At 59.5% G+C, this 13,639-nt stretch carries 16 protein-coding genes and 1 tRNA gene; 7 read left to right on the top strand and 10 right to left on the bottom strand.

Annotated features, from left to right (window positions below):
* Window positions 1-2: 2 nt before the first annotated feature.
* Together ACK4TM_RS02985 and cysG are read right to left on the bottom strand one after the other, a co-directional pair.
* Window positions 3-299 carry a DUF2849 domain-containing protein gene (locus ACK4TM_RS02985; RefSeq protein ID WP_409696483.1) on the bottom strand — a complete coding sequence of 99 codons (297 nt, stop codon included), beginning with the start codon at window positions 297-299 and terminating at the stop codon, window positions 3-5.
* Entirely contained in the window at window positions 299-1,690 is a 1,392-nt protein-coding gene (gene cysG, locus ACK4TM_RS02980) for a siroheme synthase CysG (protein WP_409696480.1), read from the bottom strand. Before cysG ends, ACK4TM_RS02985 begins: the two co-directional genes overlap by 1 nt.
* A gap of 136 nt (window positions 1,691-1,826) precedes the next feature.
* Between cysG and ACK4TM_RS02975 the strand changes: the two genes are divergently transcribed.
* Window positions 1,827-2,288, top strand: coding sequence for an Lrp/AsnC family transcriptional regulator (locus tag ACK4TM_RS02975; RefSeq protein ID WP_040482762.1), 462 nt, complete (start codon window positions 1,827-1,829; stop codon window positions 2,286-2,288).
* A gap of 141 nt (window positions 2,289-2,429) precedes the next feature.
* The gene (locus tag ACK4TM_RS02970; RefSeq protein WP_409696476.1) at window positions 2,430-2,819 is read left to right on the top strand and encodes a DUF4168 domain-containing protein; all 390 of its coding nucleotides are present in this window, start codon (window positions 2,430-2,432) and stop codon (window positions 2,817-2,819) included.
* A 78-nt stretch (window positions 2,820-2,897) separates the two neighbouring features.
* On the opposite strand, the gene ACK4TM_RS02965 is transcribed toward ACK4TM_RS02970, so the two are convergent.
* Together ACK4TM_RS02965 and ACK4TM_RS02960 are read right to left on the bottom strand one after the other, a co-directional pair.
* Complete coding sequence (locus tag ACK4TM_RS02965; protein WP_409696473.1) at window positions 2,898-3,311, bottom strand: hypothetical protein; 414 nt, start codon at window positions 3,309-3,311, stop codon at window positions 2,898-2,900.
* A gap of 67 nt (window positions 3,312-3,378) precedes the next feature.
* Window positions 3,379-4,545 (bottom strand): cytochrome P450, encoded by a 1,167-nt coding sequence (locus ACK4TM_RS02960; protein WP_409696470.1) that lies wholly within the window; start codon window positions 4,543-4,545, stop codon window positions 3,379-3,381.
* 223 nt (window positions 4,546-4,768) lie between these two features.
* Between ACK4TM_RS02960 and ACK4TM_RS02955 the strand changes: the two genes are divergently transcribed.
* Window positions 4,769-5,599, top strand: a complete 831-nt coding sequence (locus tag ACK4TM_RS02955; RefSeq protein WP_409696467.1) for a B12-binding domain-containing protein — start codon at window positions 4,769-4,771, stop codon at window positions 5,597-5,599.
* Window positions 5,600-5,709: 110 nt separating this feature from the next.
* On the opposite strand, the gene tpiA is transcribed toward ACK4TM_RS02955, so the two are convergent.
* The 5 genes from tpiA to ACK4TM_RS02930 all read right to left on the bottom strand — a co-directional run bounded on the left by tpiA (window position 5,710) and on the right by ACK4TM_RS02930 (window position 8,647).
* Entirely contained in the window at window positions 5,710-6,432 is a 723-nt protein-coding gene (gene tpiA / locus ACK4TM_RS02950; RefSeq protein ID WP_409696464.1) for a triose-phosphate isomerase, read from the bottom strand.
* Window positions 6,433-6,458: 26 nt separating this feature from the next.
* Window positions 6,459-6,821, bottom strand: coding sequence for a HesB/IscA family protein (locus ACK4TM_RS02945; RefSeq protein ID WP_409696461.1), 363 nt, complete (start codon window positions 6,819-6,821; stop codon window positions 6,459-6,461).
* Between the two features lie 30 nt (window positions 6,822-6,851).
* The gene (locus ACK4TM_RS02940; protein WP_409696458.1) at window positions 6,852-7,574 is read right to left on the bottom strand and encodes a DUF3307 domain-containing protein; all 723 of its coding nucleotides are present in this window, start codon (window positions 7,572-7,574) and stop codon (window positions 6,852-6,854) included.
* Window positions 7,571-8,203: a hypothetical protein gene (locus ACK4TM_RS02935; protein WP_409696455.1), complete on the bottom strand. Its 633-nt coding sequence runs from the start codon at window positions 8,201-8,203 to the stop codon at window positions 7,571-7,573. The genes ACK4TM_RS02940 and ACK4TM_RS02935 overlap by 4 nt, the downstream gene beginning before the upstream one ends.
* An 81-nt stretch (window positions 8,204-8,284) precedes the next feature.
* Window positions 8,285-8,647 (bottom strand): SUF system Fe-S cluster assembly protein, encoded by a 363-nt coding sequence (locus tag ACK4TM_RS02930; protein WP_409696540.1) that lies wholly within the window; start codon window positions 8,645-8,647, stop codon window positions 8,285-8,287.
* Between the two features lie 118 nt (window positions 8,648-8,765).
* Here ACK4TM_RS02930 and tgt point away from each other — a divergent pair, with 118 nt between their 5' ends.
* The 4 genes from tgt to ACK4TM_RS02910 all read left to right on the top strand — a co-directional run bounded on the left by tgt (window position 8,766) and on the right by ACK4TM_RS02910 (window position 12,936).
* Window positions 8,766-9,896: a tRNA guanosine(34) transglycosylase Tgt gene (gene tgt / locus ACK4TM_RS02925; protein WP_409696452.1), complete on the top strand. Its 1,131-nt coding sequence runs from the start codon at window positions 8,766-8,768 to the stop codon at window positions 9,894-9,896.
* A 116-nt stretch (window positions 9,897-10,012) separates the two neighbouring features.
* A complete protein-coding gene (gene lon / locus ACK4TM_RS02920; RefSeq protein ID WP_409696449.1) occupies window positions 10,013-12,418 on the top strand; it encodes an endopeptidase La in 2,406 nt (801 codons plus the stop codon).
* Between the two features lie 103 nt (window positions 12,419-12,521).
* On the top strand, window positions 12,522-12,848 hold the full coding sequence (locus ACK4TM_RS02915) for an HU family DNA-binding protein (RefSeq protein ID WP_409696446.1): 327 nt from the start codon (window positions 12,522-12,524) through the stop codon (window positions 12,846-12,848).
* 13 nt (window positions 12,849-12,861) lie between these two features.
* Window positions 12,862-12,936, top strand: a tRNA-Val gene (locus tag ACK4TM_RS02910).
* Between the two features lie 393 nt (window positions 12,937-13,329).
* On the opposite strand, the gene ACK4TM_RS02905 is transcribed toward ACK4TM_RS02910, so the two are convergent.
* On the bottom strand, window positions 13,330-13,461 hold the full coding sequence (locus tag ACK4TM_RS02905) for a hypothetical protein (RefSeq protein ID WP_409696443.1): 132 nt from the start codon (window positions 13,459-13,461) through the stop codon (window positions 13,330-13,332).
* Window positions 13,462-13,639: the final 178 nt, after the last annotated feature.

Here is a 13,639-nt window from a genome sequence, read left to right as displayed (position 1 = left end):
GCTCAGACCTCGACCTGTTTGCCGTGGGGGTAATTGGACGGGCCGCGTGTGCGGAACGCCTCGCGGAAATGCACAGGCTCCGGCCCGTCATCGCCCATGCGGGCATCGGCCAGATAGGGGCCTGCGATTTCCGATGCGCGCGCCTTGGCCTGCAACAGGCGCAGATCGGCATGGGCTTCATCGGTGATGAATTCCGCCTCGGACATCAGCGGCGACCAGCGGTCATCCTCGGTCAGCCAGACGGCGTCGCCTGCCAGCAAGGCGTTGGCGGTGACGACTTTGGGGGTGAAACGGGGCATCAGGCAAATTCCTTGATCTCTAGGGCCGCTGCCGCCGCGTCACGCGGGGCAAGGCCGTAAAAGGTGACGACAGGGCCGGTCAGTGCGGCGCGGGTCAATGTGGGTTCCAGCTCGGCCAGACAGGTGGCGATCACGCGCTGATCGCCACGGCTGACGTTTTCGATGATCGTCACCGGGGTCGCCGGATCAGCGCCATGCATCAGCAGACGGCCCTGAATGAAACGCGCAGCTTTCTTGCCCATATAGATCGCCGCAACCTCACCCGGCGCAGCCAGTGCGCGCCAATCGTGATCGGCGTAACCTTTCGTGTCATGGCCGGTGATGAACCGGACGGATGAATTGCGTCCCCGCTTGGTCAGGCTCTGCCCGATGCCAGCCACAGCAGCCGACGCAGCGGTGATCCCCGGCACAATGGTATAGCTGATCCCGGCGTCATTGATCGCCTCGATTTCTTCATCCAGCCGGCCAAAGACAGTCGGGTCCCCGGCCTTGAGCCGCACGACATGATGCCCGTTCAGCGCATGTTGTACGATCAGCGCGTTGATATCGTCCTGCGCCATCGCGCGGCCAAACCCTTGTTTACCCGCATCAATGATGATCGCTTCGCGCCGCGCGAGTTCCAGAATCTCGCCCGTGACCAGATTATCGTGGATCACCACATCGGCCTTATCCAGCGCCTTGCGCGCCTTCAGCGTCAAGAGTTCGGGGTCACCGGGGCCAGCGCCGACCAGATCGACATGGCCCGCCTTGGTGCGCGCGGTAATATGATCGTCCAGCAGCGTTTCCAACGCGGGGATCACGCCGGTTTCGCCCTGAACAGACATCGCCTTTGGTCCGCGCTGAAAATAGAAATCAGCCCAGAAATCACGCCGCTTGCGGCCCATCGGCAGCACATCGACAGCATGGCGGAATGTCTTGCCGATCCGCGCAAGGATACCCAGAGACACCGGCAGGCGTTCTTCGATATCCGCCTTGATCGCACGGGCCAGCACGGGGGCGGCACCTTCTGTCCCGATGGCGACGACGACAGGGTCGCGGTCCACGATGGCGGGGGTGATGAACTGGCTGTCGGCAAGGTTATCCACGATATTGACCAAGGCCCCATCCGCATGGGCGATGGCGGCGACGCGGGCATCCTCGGCGTCATCTTCGTTCGCGGCATAAAACAGCGCGGCGCAGAGCGTGTCACCAGCCTCCATCGCGCGGGGGATGACGCGCAGCTTGCCTGCGGCGGCCCAGGCGGTAATCTCGGGAGCGACTTCGGGCGCGATCACCGTCAGATGCGCCTCGGTCTTCATCAGCAGGCGTAGCTTGGCCAAGGCCGCATCGCCACCACCGGACAGAACGATCCGGCGACCGGCGACGGCAAGGAAGATGGGAAAGTGCTGCATGGCGGGTCCTTCGATTTCTTGTCTTCAACATAGAACATTATTCTGCTATTTGCTGCCCCCAGGCGACAGTAAAGGACATATGTTCCGCGTGGCGTGAAATTTGGACCATGCGTCCTACAATATCGGAGAAACAGGAATGGCCTTGCGGATCGACGCGACAGACCGGAAAATTTTGGCGGCATTGCAGGCGGATGCGGCCCAATCGCTTGATGATATCGCCAAGACGGTGGGGTCGTCGAAAACGCCTGTCTGGAACCGAATCCGCAAGCTGCGCGAGGCGGGGGTGATCGGCCAGCAGACCGTCATTCTGGACGCCGAAAAGCTGGGGTTCGAGGCGTGTTTCTTCGTCCTGATCCGTACATCCGAACATGACAAGGACTGGCAGGCACGGTTCCTTGCGGCGCTGAAATCACGACCAGAGGTGCAAGAGGCGCACAGGCTGGCCGGTGATATCGATTATATCCTGAAGGTCCGGGTGAAAAACGCCCGCGCCTATGACACTTTCTACCAAGCCCTGATTTCCGAGGTGAAGGTCCATAACGTCACAGCGTTGCTGTCGATGGAAGAAATCAAATCCACCGTCGCCCTGCCGCTGTAAAGGCATGAAAACGCCGAAGGATTTTTCCATTCCAGCGGGTATTCGCGCAGGGCTTTGCACATGGCGCCGCGACCTCTTAGGTGTTTGCTGACCGCGCAGAACACCGCGTGGCCTGATAGAAGAAACCTGAAGGAGACCCACATGAAACGTGCAACTCAGATCACCGCGACTGCCCTTGCCGCCTTGTTCGCAGCATCCCCTGTCGCAGTGTTGGCGCAGGCCGAACCGGCAGTGCCGCCGGTGCAGGAACCCGCAGCACCGATGGCCCAAGAGGTGACAGATGCCGAGATCGACGCATTCGCCGTCGCATATGAAAGTGTGATCGCGATCGATGCGGAATATGCCCCGCAACTGGAACAAGCCGCAGAGCCAGAGGCGCGCCAGTTGCTGTTGGAAGAGGCCCAGATCGCCAAAGCCAATGTGGTGGAAACGACCGATGGGATTTCCGTTGATCGGTATGTCGAAATTCTGACCATGGCGCAGGCCGACCCCGAACTGACCGCGCAGATCGTGGCGCGTCTGGAACAGTAATCAGCCCTCGCTGACAGCATGAAAAAGCCCGCCGCGGATGATCCGGGGCGGGCTGTTTTTTTGTCTGGAACCAGATGCCTATGGCAGCGTCGCGTCAAATTCGATCACATGGCGGTCTTCAACCATGGACGGTGTCACCGCGATTTTCGCATTGCTGATGTCCTGGCCCGAAAATTCGATCACGCGGTCCAGCGTTTCGACTTCGGCCAGAATGATCGTATAACCGGCCTCGCGCAGGGCTGCTTCCCATTCGCTCAGCAGCTCATCTACATCGACACCGGTGCTGAACGAAAACATCCGCAGGGATGACCCGATTTCGCGGTCTGTCAGGACGTCGATATCATCGGGCATGTGCAGGACCGCTGGCACCCAGCTTTGCGGGGCCTCTTCGGCCTGGGCAGTGACACCGGCGGCGAATGCAAAAAATGCCGCCGACACGAAGGTCAGCAGCGCCGGCGCGCGGGTCGCAGAGGCGAGAGTTTTTTTATTCATAACTTTGAATTAGGCCAGTGCCCCCGGTTTGACAACGTAAACTGATGTGGGACAGTCATAATTCCGCCTAGCGCGTCGACACCATCAGCCGTGTCAGCCCGTGAAAATGATACACATCGCCGTATTCCGGTGGCGCGGTCAGCGCCAGATCTGGGCAGCGGTCAAACAGCACCTCCAGCGCGATCTTCAGTTCCAGCCGTGCCAGCGGCGCGCCGACGCAGAAATGGATGCCACCGCCAAAGCTGGTGTTCTGCGGGCCCTTGCGGGCGGGATTAAAGGCGTCAGGATCGGGATAGGCGACAGGATCACGGTTCGCCGCCCCCAAAAGACAGGCGATCTGATCCCCGCGTCTGAATGTCTGCCCGCAGATTTCCACGTCTTCGTAAACCCAGCGCGTGAACATATGCAGCGGCGGGTCGTGGCGGATGATTTCCTCGACACTGGCATCGCTGATGTCGCGGATATTCCGTTCCAGCAGGGTCTTTGTGCCGTTCCCCAGCGTATGCACCGTCGCCTCGTGCCCGGCATTCAGCAACAGAATACAGGTGGTAATCAGCTCATCCGTGCTCAGCTTTTCTCCGCCTTCCTCTGCCGCGATCAGGGTCGAGATCAGGTCATCGCGGGGCGTTTTGCGCCGCTCCGATATATAGCTGCGCATGAAGTCTGCAAAATCGGCAGAGGCGGCGATGGCCGCAGCCTCGATTTCAGAGGTGCGGCGCGCCTGATACATCGCGACCATCGCATTGGACCAGCGCAGCAGATCGTCGGCGCGTTCCTCTGGCACACCCAGTAGCCGGGCGATGGTGATCACCGGCACTGGCTGGGCATAGGCTGTCAGCAGATCGAACGGCTCTGCGGGAAAATCGTCGATCAGATCGTGGCAAAGCTGCGTGATCGTCGGCGCGAGCGCTGCAATCGTGCGGCTGGTAAAGGCGCGCAGCACCAGACCCCGCAGCCGGGTATGGCGGGGCGGCTCAAGCTCCAGCATCGAATGCGCCTCGATATCGTAAAACGGACGCAGCGCATCGGGGATGGTGGGGGCAAGTTCCGGGGGGCATTCCCGGCCCATCCGGCGGTCACGCAGCACGGCATGGACGGCCTTGTGCGACACGGCACAGGCCATGGCGTAATCTTCCCACCAGAAGAAATCGCCGGACCCGCGTGCGCGGTTGTAAAATGGATAGGGATTCTGCACAAAGGCGGGATCTGTCGGGGATTGTTCATATCTTTGCATGGCGCAGAAATGCCGCGCCCTGCGTGTCGATGCAAGAGGCGCTACGCCGTGAATCGCAAGTTATATGAATTCCGGCGGCACCGACCCTGATCACGAAAGCGCGACGTTCTGACGCACGGTAAAGTAGCATCCCTATGCTACGTTGCATGCAGTCGGATACCGCGGATGGCCTCGAGATCGGTCGCGCAAACGGTGTCTGATCAGCCAACGGGGAGGGGAGTTCATGGCCAAAACGTCTATGAACGAGGAATATTTTGACCGTTCCGCATATGACAATGCAAATCGGCAAATGCAACTGGTCAAGCAGGGCCTGCCACAGGATGCAGTTTCCGTGCTAGCCCGAGAGGTGGTCAGGCGGCTCGCCTTTCGGATGCCGCGCAGCGAAGCGCCTGATACTCTGCCAAATCCAAGCGAGATCGAATTGCTCTGCGCGGCCTTGCTGTCCGCCGATGAAAAGGCTGCCGACAAGTTCATTCAGGCCGCCCGGCGCGACGGGGTGAAAGCCTCTGCCATCAGCAGCGGTTATGTCGCCGGTGCGGCGCGCAAACTGGGCGAGATGTGGGACGCCGACCGGATTTCATTCGTCGACGTGACGTTGGCCTGCGGCAAACTTTACAGTATCATCCGGGGCCTGCGCCATGTGCTGGCACCGACCTTTACCGCAGGGCGCGAAGTCCGGCCCGCGCTGTTCGCGCTGGTCCCGGGAGAGACGCACACATTAGGGATCGAGATCGCGACGGATCATTTCCGCCGCGACGGCTGGGAGGTGGATATGCTGGTCGGGCTGGATCATGACATGCTGATCAGCAAGGCCGATCAACGGCATTATCAGGCGATCGTGCTGGTCGCCAATTCCGACAGGATGATGCAGCCGTTAACCCGACTCAGCCTTGCCTTACGCATCACACAGCCGTTGGCGCATATCATCGTGGCGGGCAGTATTCTGGACCATCACCCCGATATCCTGCATCTGGTCGGGGCAGAGGCAGCGATGCCGGATATTGAAACCGCTGCGGCGACATTACGCGAACTTCTGGGGCCTGCGGCGATATAGCTTGAGGTCACGTTGTCCCGTGGAAGACGTGACGCCTCCGGCGGGCGTATCCTGAAGAAAACCAAAATATCTTCCCACGGAGAAGGTTTCAGGGTTTTTCCAGAAACGCCCTAGCTTGCGGCAAGCGCGGTGATGATCGGGCTGAAATCCGCCGCTGTCAGGCTGGCACCGCCGACCAATGCGCCGGTGACATGCGGCACGGCGAAAATATCCGCCGCATTGCTGGCCTTGACTGATCCGCCATAAAGAATACCGAAATCGGCGCCATCGCTGAACCGTTCCTTCAGTCTGGCATGGATATGGGCGTGAACTTCGGCGATCTGTTCGGTGCTTGGCACCTTGCCGGTGCCGATGGCCCAGACAGGTTCATAGGCGATGATCGTGTTGTCTGCAGTGGCGCAATCGGGGATCGACCCTGCCAGCTGACCGTCGATGATATCCAGCGTGGTGCCGGCCGCGCGGATCGCAAGCGTTTCGCCGATACAGATGATCGTCGTCAGACCGGCATCATGGGCGGCGCGCGACTTGGCCGCGATATCCGCGTCAGTCTCGGCATGGTCGCTGCGCCGTTCGGAATGGCCGGTCAGCACATAGGACGCGCCCGCATCCACGAGCATCGGGGCTGAGATATCACCGGTATGCGCGCCATTGGTCGCGTCATGGCAATCCTGTCCGCCGATGGCGATGGGCAGATCCCGCGCCGCCGCGATCAGCGTCGCAGGCAGGCAGATCAACACATCGACGCCCGGATCGGTGGACAGGTTTTCAAGCTCTGCCAGATCGGCGCGCAGCCCGTTCATCTTCCAGTTTCCGGCGGCGATTTTGCGGCGCATACGATCTTCCTGTCTTGTCGTTGAAATCAGCGCTGCGCGATATCGTCAGCAAATTTGATCGATTCCCCGCAACCGCAGGCATCGACCACATTGGGATTGCGGAATTTGAATCCCGATTCCAGCAATGATGTTTCATAGTCGATTTCGGTGCCGAACAGGAACATCTGCGCCATGGGCGCGATCATCACCCTTGCACCGTTCTGTTCGACGACTTCGTCCAGCGGATCGACCTCTGTCACATATTCCATGGTATATTCCATACCTGCGCAGCCGCCCTTCTTGATGCCGATCCGCAGGCCGTGGTGGCCGTCCTTGGTCATCAGCCGGGCGATCTGGGTCGCGGCCTTATCGGTGATGCTGACAGCTTGCTTGCCGGGAATGCCGAACATGGGGATACCTCTTTGGTCTGTATCCCTAACCTAGGGGCTTTGCGGCAGGATTCCAAGCGCCGGCAGCGTGCCAAGCAGCGCGATAGTCGCGTAGGAGAACAACAAGGCCCAGCCGAAAGAGGCCAAAGTCCCGATGATCACATATTCGCCAGCGCTTTGGTCCTTTGCCGTGGTGTCAAAGCGGAGAATGGATTTCGCTGCGATCAGAAAGCCGACGCCGCTTGGCTGGCCGACCAGCAGCAGCAGAAAGATCAGCCCGCGTTCCAGAATGCCGATCAAGGCACCGCCGTTTTGCAGGCCTTTCGGCAGATCGCTGTCAGCCCAGGGCTTCATCAACAAACCGATAGCAAAGCCACCGGCGCGGGTGGTCAGGATCAGGCCAGACGCGATAACCATCAGTGCGGGCAGCCAAGGAAGATCGGACCAGATTCCCGTGGCCCAAAGCCCCGGCACAGCGGTTGCCGCGATGATCAGCGTGATGACATGGGCGCCCTGGTCGATCAGGAACGGGGCCAGCCCGTCGCCATGCCGCAGATAGGTCTTGGTCGCGTCGATCACGATATGCGCAAGCGCCAGTACCAGCAGCGGCCAAGCGGTCACATTTCCCGTCGCCAGTTGCAGCGTGATCAGCACGATCAATCCATGCAGCAGCAGAACCTGCGGTTTGCGTTTGTTTTCGACCATCCATTTGGTCTGGATCACGAAATCGGCCAGCATATGGGCGAACAGCAAGGCGGCGAAGGTTTCCATCATGGCGTGGTATCCGGGGTCAGGTTGCGCATCGCGGCGCGGGCTTTGTTAAAGGTGCCGAAACCGGCACTCGCCAGACGGTTTTGCACCGCTTGCCGCGTAATGCCAAGACGTGCGGCGATATCGTCATGGGTTTTGGCCGGGTCCAGCAGCGCCATGGCCACGGCCTGCGCCTGTGCGGCGGTCCAGCGCGAGGCGATCTGCACGGCCAGATCGACAAGGGCGCTATGCGCGTCGCTGACACCTGCCAGCGCGATCTGATCTGCGCGCGGCATCTGATCAAGCTGATCCCCGGCGATAAAGAACGCATCCCCGCTGGCATCGGCCAGATCTCGGGTACCCAGCGTATCCACCGGCGCAATCGCCGCAGATATCCGCGTGTCGAGCCCGGTGCGCCCGGCGCGCAGGCTAGCGATAACAAACAGGATGGCGTCGAAACATTGGGTCGGGTCGGTCAGCACCACCTGCCAGCCATCGCCGCGATTGCGGGTAAAGCGCAGGTCAAGCCCGCGTTGCCCGCCGAAATCGGCCGCCGCTTGCTGCAACAGGGCAAAGGTCTGTTCCAGCGCCTGTGGCGGTGCTTTGCGGGATTTGATGATATCCCCGGTCAGGGCGGCGATGAGATTGGGCATAAGCAAAGAATAGGCTTTGCCTTGGACTAAAGCAATTATATTTCTTTGCTATGCACCACAGCAAAGGAATTTATTTGCTATTTACATGAAGCCCAGTTCCAGCCGTGCCTCGTCGGACATCATTTCCATGCCCCATTGCGGTTCGAACGTCATTTCGACATCGACCTGCTTGACGCCGGGCAGGGGCTCGATCGCATCGGCGACCCAGCCGGGCATTTCCCCCGCGACAGGACAGCCGGGCGCTGTCAGGGTCATGATCACGCTGACGGCGTTGTCTTCCTTGATGTCAATCGTGTAGATCAGCCCAAGATCAAAGATATTCACAGGGATTTCAGGGTCATAGACCGAACGGCAGGCCTGCACGATATCCTCGTATAGCGGATGATCCGTGGTCGATGGCACGATCAGCGGTGTACCTTCAAGCTGGGCATTGGCGTTGGTCATCGAATTCCCCTCGTATTCCTGAGCAAACATATAGGGTTTGCAGCCACGCGCGTAAAGGGGCGGGCTTTCCAAAGCCGCGCCCTTGCGGCATAGGACTTGCCAGTAAAAGGACCATGCGATGACAGACCGCTTTTCATTTCAACTGGCCGCCACAGACGGCAAGGCCCGCACAGGTGCGATCAGCACGCCGCGTGGCGTGATCCGCACACCGGCCTTCATGCCCGTCGGCACGGCCGCTACCGTCAAGGCGATGTTGCCCGAAAGCGTGGCGGCGACGGGTGCGGATATCCTGCTGGGCAATACCTATCATCTGATGCTGCGGCCCACGGCGGAACGGATCGCGCGTCTTGGTGGGCTGCATAAATTCATGAACTGGGACAAGCCGATCCTGACCGACAGCGGCGGATTTCAGGTCATGTCCCTGGCAGGGCTGCGCAAACTGACCGAACAAGGCGTGACCTTCAAAAGCCATATCGACGGGTCCAGCCACCACCTGACGCCGGAACGGTCGATGGAAATTCAGGCGCTGCTGGGGTCAGACATCGTGATGTGTTTCGATGAATGCCCGGCCTTGCCCGCCGACCGGGACCGGATCAAATCAAGCATGGATTTGTCGATGCGATGGGCGAGGCGGTCGCGCGATGCCTTTGGTGACCGTCCTGGCCATGCATTGTTCGGTATCCAGCAAGGGGGCCTTGAACAGGACCTGCGCGACGAATCCGCCCAAGCCCTGCGCGCCATCGAATTTGACGGCTATGCTGTCGGCGGCCTCGCCGTAGGTGAGGGGCAGGAGGCGATGTTCAATGTGCTGGATTTCGCCCCCGATCAATTACCAACCGACAAACCCCGCTATCTGATGGGCGTGGGCAAGCCGGACGATATCGTCGGTGCTGTCAAACGAGGCATTGATATGATGGATTGCGTGCTGCCTTCCCGCTCTGGCCGGACAGGGCAGGTGTTTACCCGGCACGGTGTTGTGAATATCAAGAACGCCCGCCATGCCGATGACCCGCGGCCCTTGGACGAAAACTGCACTTGCCCGGCTTGCGCCAATTATTCGCGCGCCTATCTGCATCACGTGTTCCGGTCGCAGGAAATGATATCGGGCATGCTGCTGACCTGGCACAACCTGCATTACTTTCAGGAAATCATGGCCGGGATGCGCGACGCCATCGCCGCCGGCACCTTTGCCGCCTGGGAGGCGGATTTTCACGCCACCCGCGCCCAAGGGGATATTGATCCGCTCTGAACGCGGCGCAGGTTGACACCCCACTATGTCAGCCCCATTTGTTACATCTAAGAGGGGACGCGCCACGCTGCCGATATCTCGGGGCAGGGGCGTTCTGCCAGTAAAGGAAAAAATCCATGCAAGACCAATTGAGTGCATCCTACCCCGTCCTGCCGCTGCGCGATATCGTGGTTTTCCCCCACATGATCGTGCCGCTTTTTGTGGGCCGCGACAAATCTGTCCGCGCGCTGGAAGAGGTGATGCAGGACGACAAGCAGATCCTGCTGTCGAGCCAGATCGACCCCGGTCAGGATGACCCCGATCAGGACGGTATCTATAAGTCCGGTGTGCTGGCCAATGTGTTGCAATTGCTGAAACTGCCCGACGGCACCGTCAAGGTGCTGGTCGAAGGGCGCAGCCGTGTGCAGATCACCGGCTTTCTGCCGAACGAGTCGTTTTTTGAAGCCACCGCCGAATACCTGACCGAAGAACCCGGTGACGCGACCGAGGTCGAAGCCCTGGTGCGCAATGTTGCGTCCGAATTCGAACGCTACGCCAAGGTCAAGAAGAACATCCCCGAAGAAGCCATGGCCGCTGTCAGCGACGCGACCGAGCCTGCGAAACTGGCCGATCTGGTGGCTGGACATCTTGGCATCGAAGTGGGCCAGAAACAGGGCTTGCTGGAAACGCTGTCCGTCGCGGAACGGCTGGAAAAGGTTTACGGCCTGATGCAGGGCGAAATGTCCGTGCTGCAGGTTGAACGCAAGATCAAGACCCGCGTCAAATCGCAGATGGAACGCACTCAGCGCGAATATTATCTGAACGAACAGATGAAGGCGATCCAGAAGGAATTGGGCGACGGCGAAGACGGCCAGAACGAGGTCGCCGAACTCGAAGCGCGCATCGCGGAAACCAAGCTGAGCAAAGAGGCCCGCGAAAAGGTCGACGCAGAGCTGAAGAAACTCAAATCCATGTCCCCCATGTCCGCCGAGGCGACCGTGGTGCGCAACTACATGGATTGGATTCTGGGCCTGCCATGGAACGTGAAATCGCGCACCAAGAAAGACCTGCACAAGGCGCAGGCCGTGCTGGACGCCGATCACTATGGTCTGGAACGGGTCAAGGAACGCATCGTCGAATATCTCGCCGTGCAGCAACGATCTGCCAAGCTGAAAGGCCCGATCATGTGTCTGGTCGGCCCTCCCGGCGTGGGGAAAACCAGCCTTGGCAAATCGGTGGCCAAAGCCACGGGGCGCGAATTCATCCGTATCAGCCTTGGCGGCGTGCGCGATGAGAGCGAAATCCGTGGCCACCGCCGGACCTATATCGGCTCTATGCCTGGGAAGATCATTCAAGCGCTGAAAAAGGCGAAAACCACCAACCCGCTGATCCTGCTCGATGAAATCGACAAGATGGGACAGGATTTCCGTGGCGATCCCGCATCTGCCATGCTGGAGGTGCTTGATCCCGAACAGAACGCGACATTCGTGGACCACTATCTCGAAGTGGAGTACGACCTGTCGAACGTGATGTTCCTGACGACGGCCAACAGCTATAACATGCCCGGGCCTCTGTTGGACCGGATGGAGATCATCACCCTGTCGGGCTACACCGAGGATGAAAAGGTCGAGATCGCCAAACAGCATCTGCTGCCCAAGGTCATGAAAAACCACGGGCTGCGTGCCAAGGAATTCAGCGTGGCCGATGATGCGCTGTTGGCGATGGTGCGGGTCTATACCCGTGAAGCGGGCGTGCGGAATCTGGAACGTGAACTGGCCAAGGTTGCACGGAAAGCCGTCACCAAGATCGTCAAGAAAGAGGCTGAGGTCATCACCGTGAATGCGGCGAACCTCAACGATTTCCTTGGCGTGGAAAAACACCGTTTCGGTCTGGCCGAGGAAAAGGACCAGATCGGTGTTGTCACGGGGCTGGCATGGACATCGGTGGGCGGCGAATTGCTGAACATCGAAGCATTGCGCCTGCCCGGCAAGGGCCGGATGAAAACCACCGGCAAGCTGGGCGATGTGATGAAGGAATCGATTGATGCGGCCTCCAGCTATGTGCGGTCGATTGCGCCGGAAATCGGGGTGAAACCCCCGAAATTCGACACCATCGATATCCACGTCCACGTGCCGGATGGGGCAACACCCAAGGACGGGCCATCGGCAGGCCTTGCCATGGTCACTTCGATCGTATCGGTGCTGACCCAGATCCCGGTGCGCAAGGATATCGCCATGACTGGCGAGGTGTCGTTGCGCGGCAATGCGATGCCCATCGGCGGGCTGAAGGAAAAACTGCTTGCCGCGTTGCGTGGCGGTATCAAGACCGTGCTGATCCCGCAGGAAAACGCACGCGATCTGCCTGATATCCCCGACAATGTGAAGGCAGGGCTGACGATCATCCCCGTCAGCCATGTATCAGAGGTGTTGGAACACGCCCTTGTGCGTAAACCTGAACCCATCGAATGGGACGAGGCCGCAGAAGAAGCCGCCGCCGCCGCCCTGAAATCTGGCAGCACCCAGGAAGCGGCGCGCGCACATTAAGCGTGTGCCATCGATACCAAGGCGCGTCCCTCGGGGCGCGCCTTTTGCTTTCCCTGCGCGGGAAAGCTGTTAGGATCATGGCAGCTTAATTCAGGAATGTGCTATGGTTAACGATACGGAAGAAACCGCCGCCGAGGTGGTCCAACTCATAAAGGCGGACCTGTTCGATCAGGTGGTCGCGCGCAGCAACCTCAAAAAGCGCGATGTCAAACCCGCGGTAGAGGCCGCATTGGCCGTTATCGGTGAAGCGCTGGCGCGTGGTGAAGACCTGGTGCTGCCACCGCTTGGCAAGATACGGGTGATCAAAACCAAGGATCTGGGCGAGGGCGCACAGGCGCTGACGCTGAAACTGCGCACGATGAAGGATGCGGCGAAAGATGCGGGGCAAAGTGACCAAACCGCTCTTGCAAGTCCTGACGCAGACGATTAAATCCCAGCCCAGCGGGTGATTAGCTCAGTGGTAGAGCGCTTCGTTCACATCGAAGATGTCAGGAGTTCAAATCTCTTATCACCCACCATTTAATTACTTCAAATCAACAGCCTACAGTTCTTGAGTTGGATTGTAGTTTCGCAGTTATCCAATGTTACACTTCGATATTAAATCAACCCAACCCCTCATCAAACGTGGCGACCAAACGCAATAGCTTTGCCGCGATGCGTTCAATGACGCTTTTGCGCCCAAGGATTGGATGCTGCTGGAAAGCCACTCTATTTTCGGATTCCTTTTACTCGGATCGGGCAACTCCAAGAGGGCTTCGGTGTCGTGAATCCAAGACTGCAAGAGCAGTAGGTTGTCGGCAAGAAACTGATCTCTCAGCGCGCACTCCCACACCACCCCCACGCGGAGTGCTAGCCAGAAGGTTCGACGTCGACCTCCTATCGCGTTCGACATTCTGAGCAAATTTCTCCTTTCAGAAGGCCATCTCCGCCTTCGGTGTCGTGGCGAAGCGACACCCCCGCGCGTGGAGATATTTGCGAACAAGCATTTCTGGTTTCGTGTCCCTCCGCCTGTTCGCCGCCATCATTTTCCACCGCCTGTTCATCAGGTCGCCCTCACCGTAGGATTACGTCAAAACCAACCTCACCCGCCTTCGGGCGCGCCCGCCGGTGGCGAAGCGGCTCTACGGCACCGTTTGGTAAGCCAGGCACCAGACATTCATCGCCGGGCTGACGTAAATGCACTCCTTGGGTCATCACGGGCGCAATGAACGCGGCGGCGTT

The organism is Yoonia sp., assembly GCF_046292185.1.
Classification (GTDB): domain Bacteria; phylum Pseudomonadota; class Alphaproteobacteria; order Rhodobacterales; family Rhodobacteraceae; genus Yoonia.
The sequence above is the reverse complement of the archived record's forward strand: the minus strand, read 5'-3'. Positions and strand labels throughout refer to the sequence as shown.

Coding starts and splice junctions, on each gene's coding strand:
- ACK4TM_RS02935 (WP_409696455.1), bottom strand. CDS start 8,203: ATGCCCAATCTCATCGCCGCCCTGACCGGGGATATCATCAAATCCCGC.
- ACK4TM_RS02915 (WP_409696446.1), top strand. CDS start 12,522: ATGGTTAACGATACGGAAGAAACCGCCGCCGAGGTGGTCCAACTCATA.
- ACK4TM_RS02965 (WP_409696473.1), bottom strand. CDS start 3,311: ATGAATAAAAAAACTCTCGCCTCTGCGACCCGCGCGCCGGCGCTGCTG.
- ACK4TM_RS02905 (WP_409696443.1), bottom strand. CDS start 13,461: ATGAACAGGCGGTGGAAAATGATGGCGGCGAACAGGCGGAGGGACACG.
- ACK4TM_RS02930 (WP_409696540.1), bottom strand. CDS start 8,647: ATGACCAACGCCAATGCCCAGCTTGAAGGTACACCGCTGATCGTGCCA.
- ACK4TM_RS02960 (WP_409696470.1), bottom strand. CDS start 4,545: ATGCAAAGATATGAACAATCCCCGACAGATCCCGCCTTTGTGCAGAAT.
- lon (WP_409696449.1), top strand. CDS start 10,013: ATGCAAGACCAATTGAGTGCATCCTACCCCGTCCTGCCGCTGCGCGAT.
- ACK4TM_RS02985 (WP_409696483.1), bottom strand. CDS start 299: ATGCCCCGTTTCACCCCCAAAGTCGTCACCGCCAACGCCTTGCTGGCA.
- ACK4TM_RS02970 (WP_409696476.1), top strand. CDS start 2,430: ATGAAACGTGCAACTCAGATCACCGCGACTGCCCTTGCCGCCTTGTTC.
- ACK4TM_RS02975 (WP_040482762.1), top strand. CDS start 1,827: ATGGCCTTGCGGATCGACGCGACAGACCGGAAAATTTTGGCGGCATTG.
- ACK4TM_RS02955 (WP_409696467.1), top strand. CDS start 4,769: ATGGCCAAAACGTCTATGAACGAGGAATATTTTGACCGTTCCGCATAT.
- cysG (WP_409696480.1), bottom strand. CDS start 1,690: ATGCAGCACTTTCCCATCTTCCTTGCCGTCGCCGGTCGCCGGATCGTT.
- tgt (WP_409696452.1), top strand. CDS start 8,766: ATGACAGACCGCTTTTCATTTCAACTGGCCGCCACAGACGGCAAGGCC.
- tpiA (WP_409696464.1), bottom strand. CDS start 6,432: ATGCGCCGCAAAATCGCCGCCGGAAACTGGAAGATGAACGGGCTGCGC.
- ACK4TM_RS02945 (WP_409696461.1), bottom strand. CDS start 6,821: ATGTTCGGCATTCCCGGCAAGCAAGCTGTCAGCATCACCGATAAGGCC.
- ACK4TM_RS02940 (WP_409696458.1), bottom strand. CDS start 7,574: ATGATGGAAACCTTCGCCGCCTTGCTGTTCGCCCATATGCTGGCCGAT.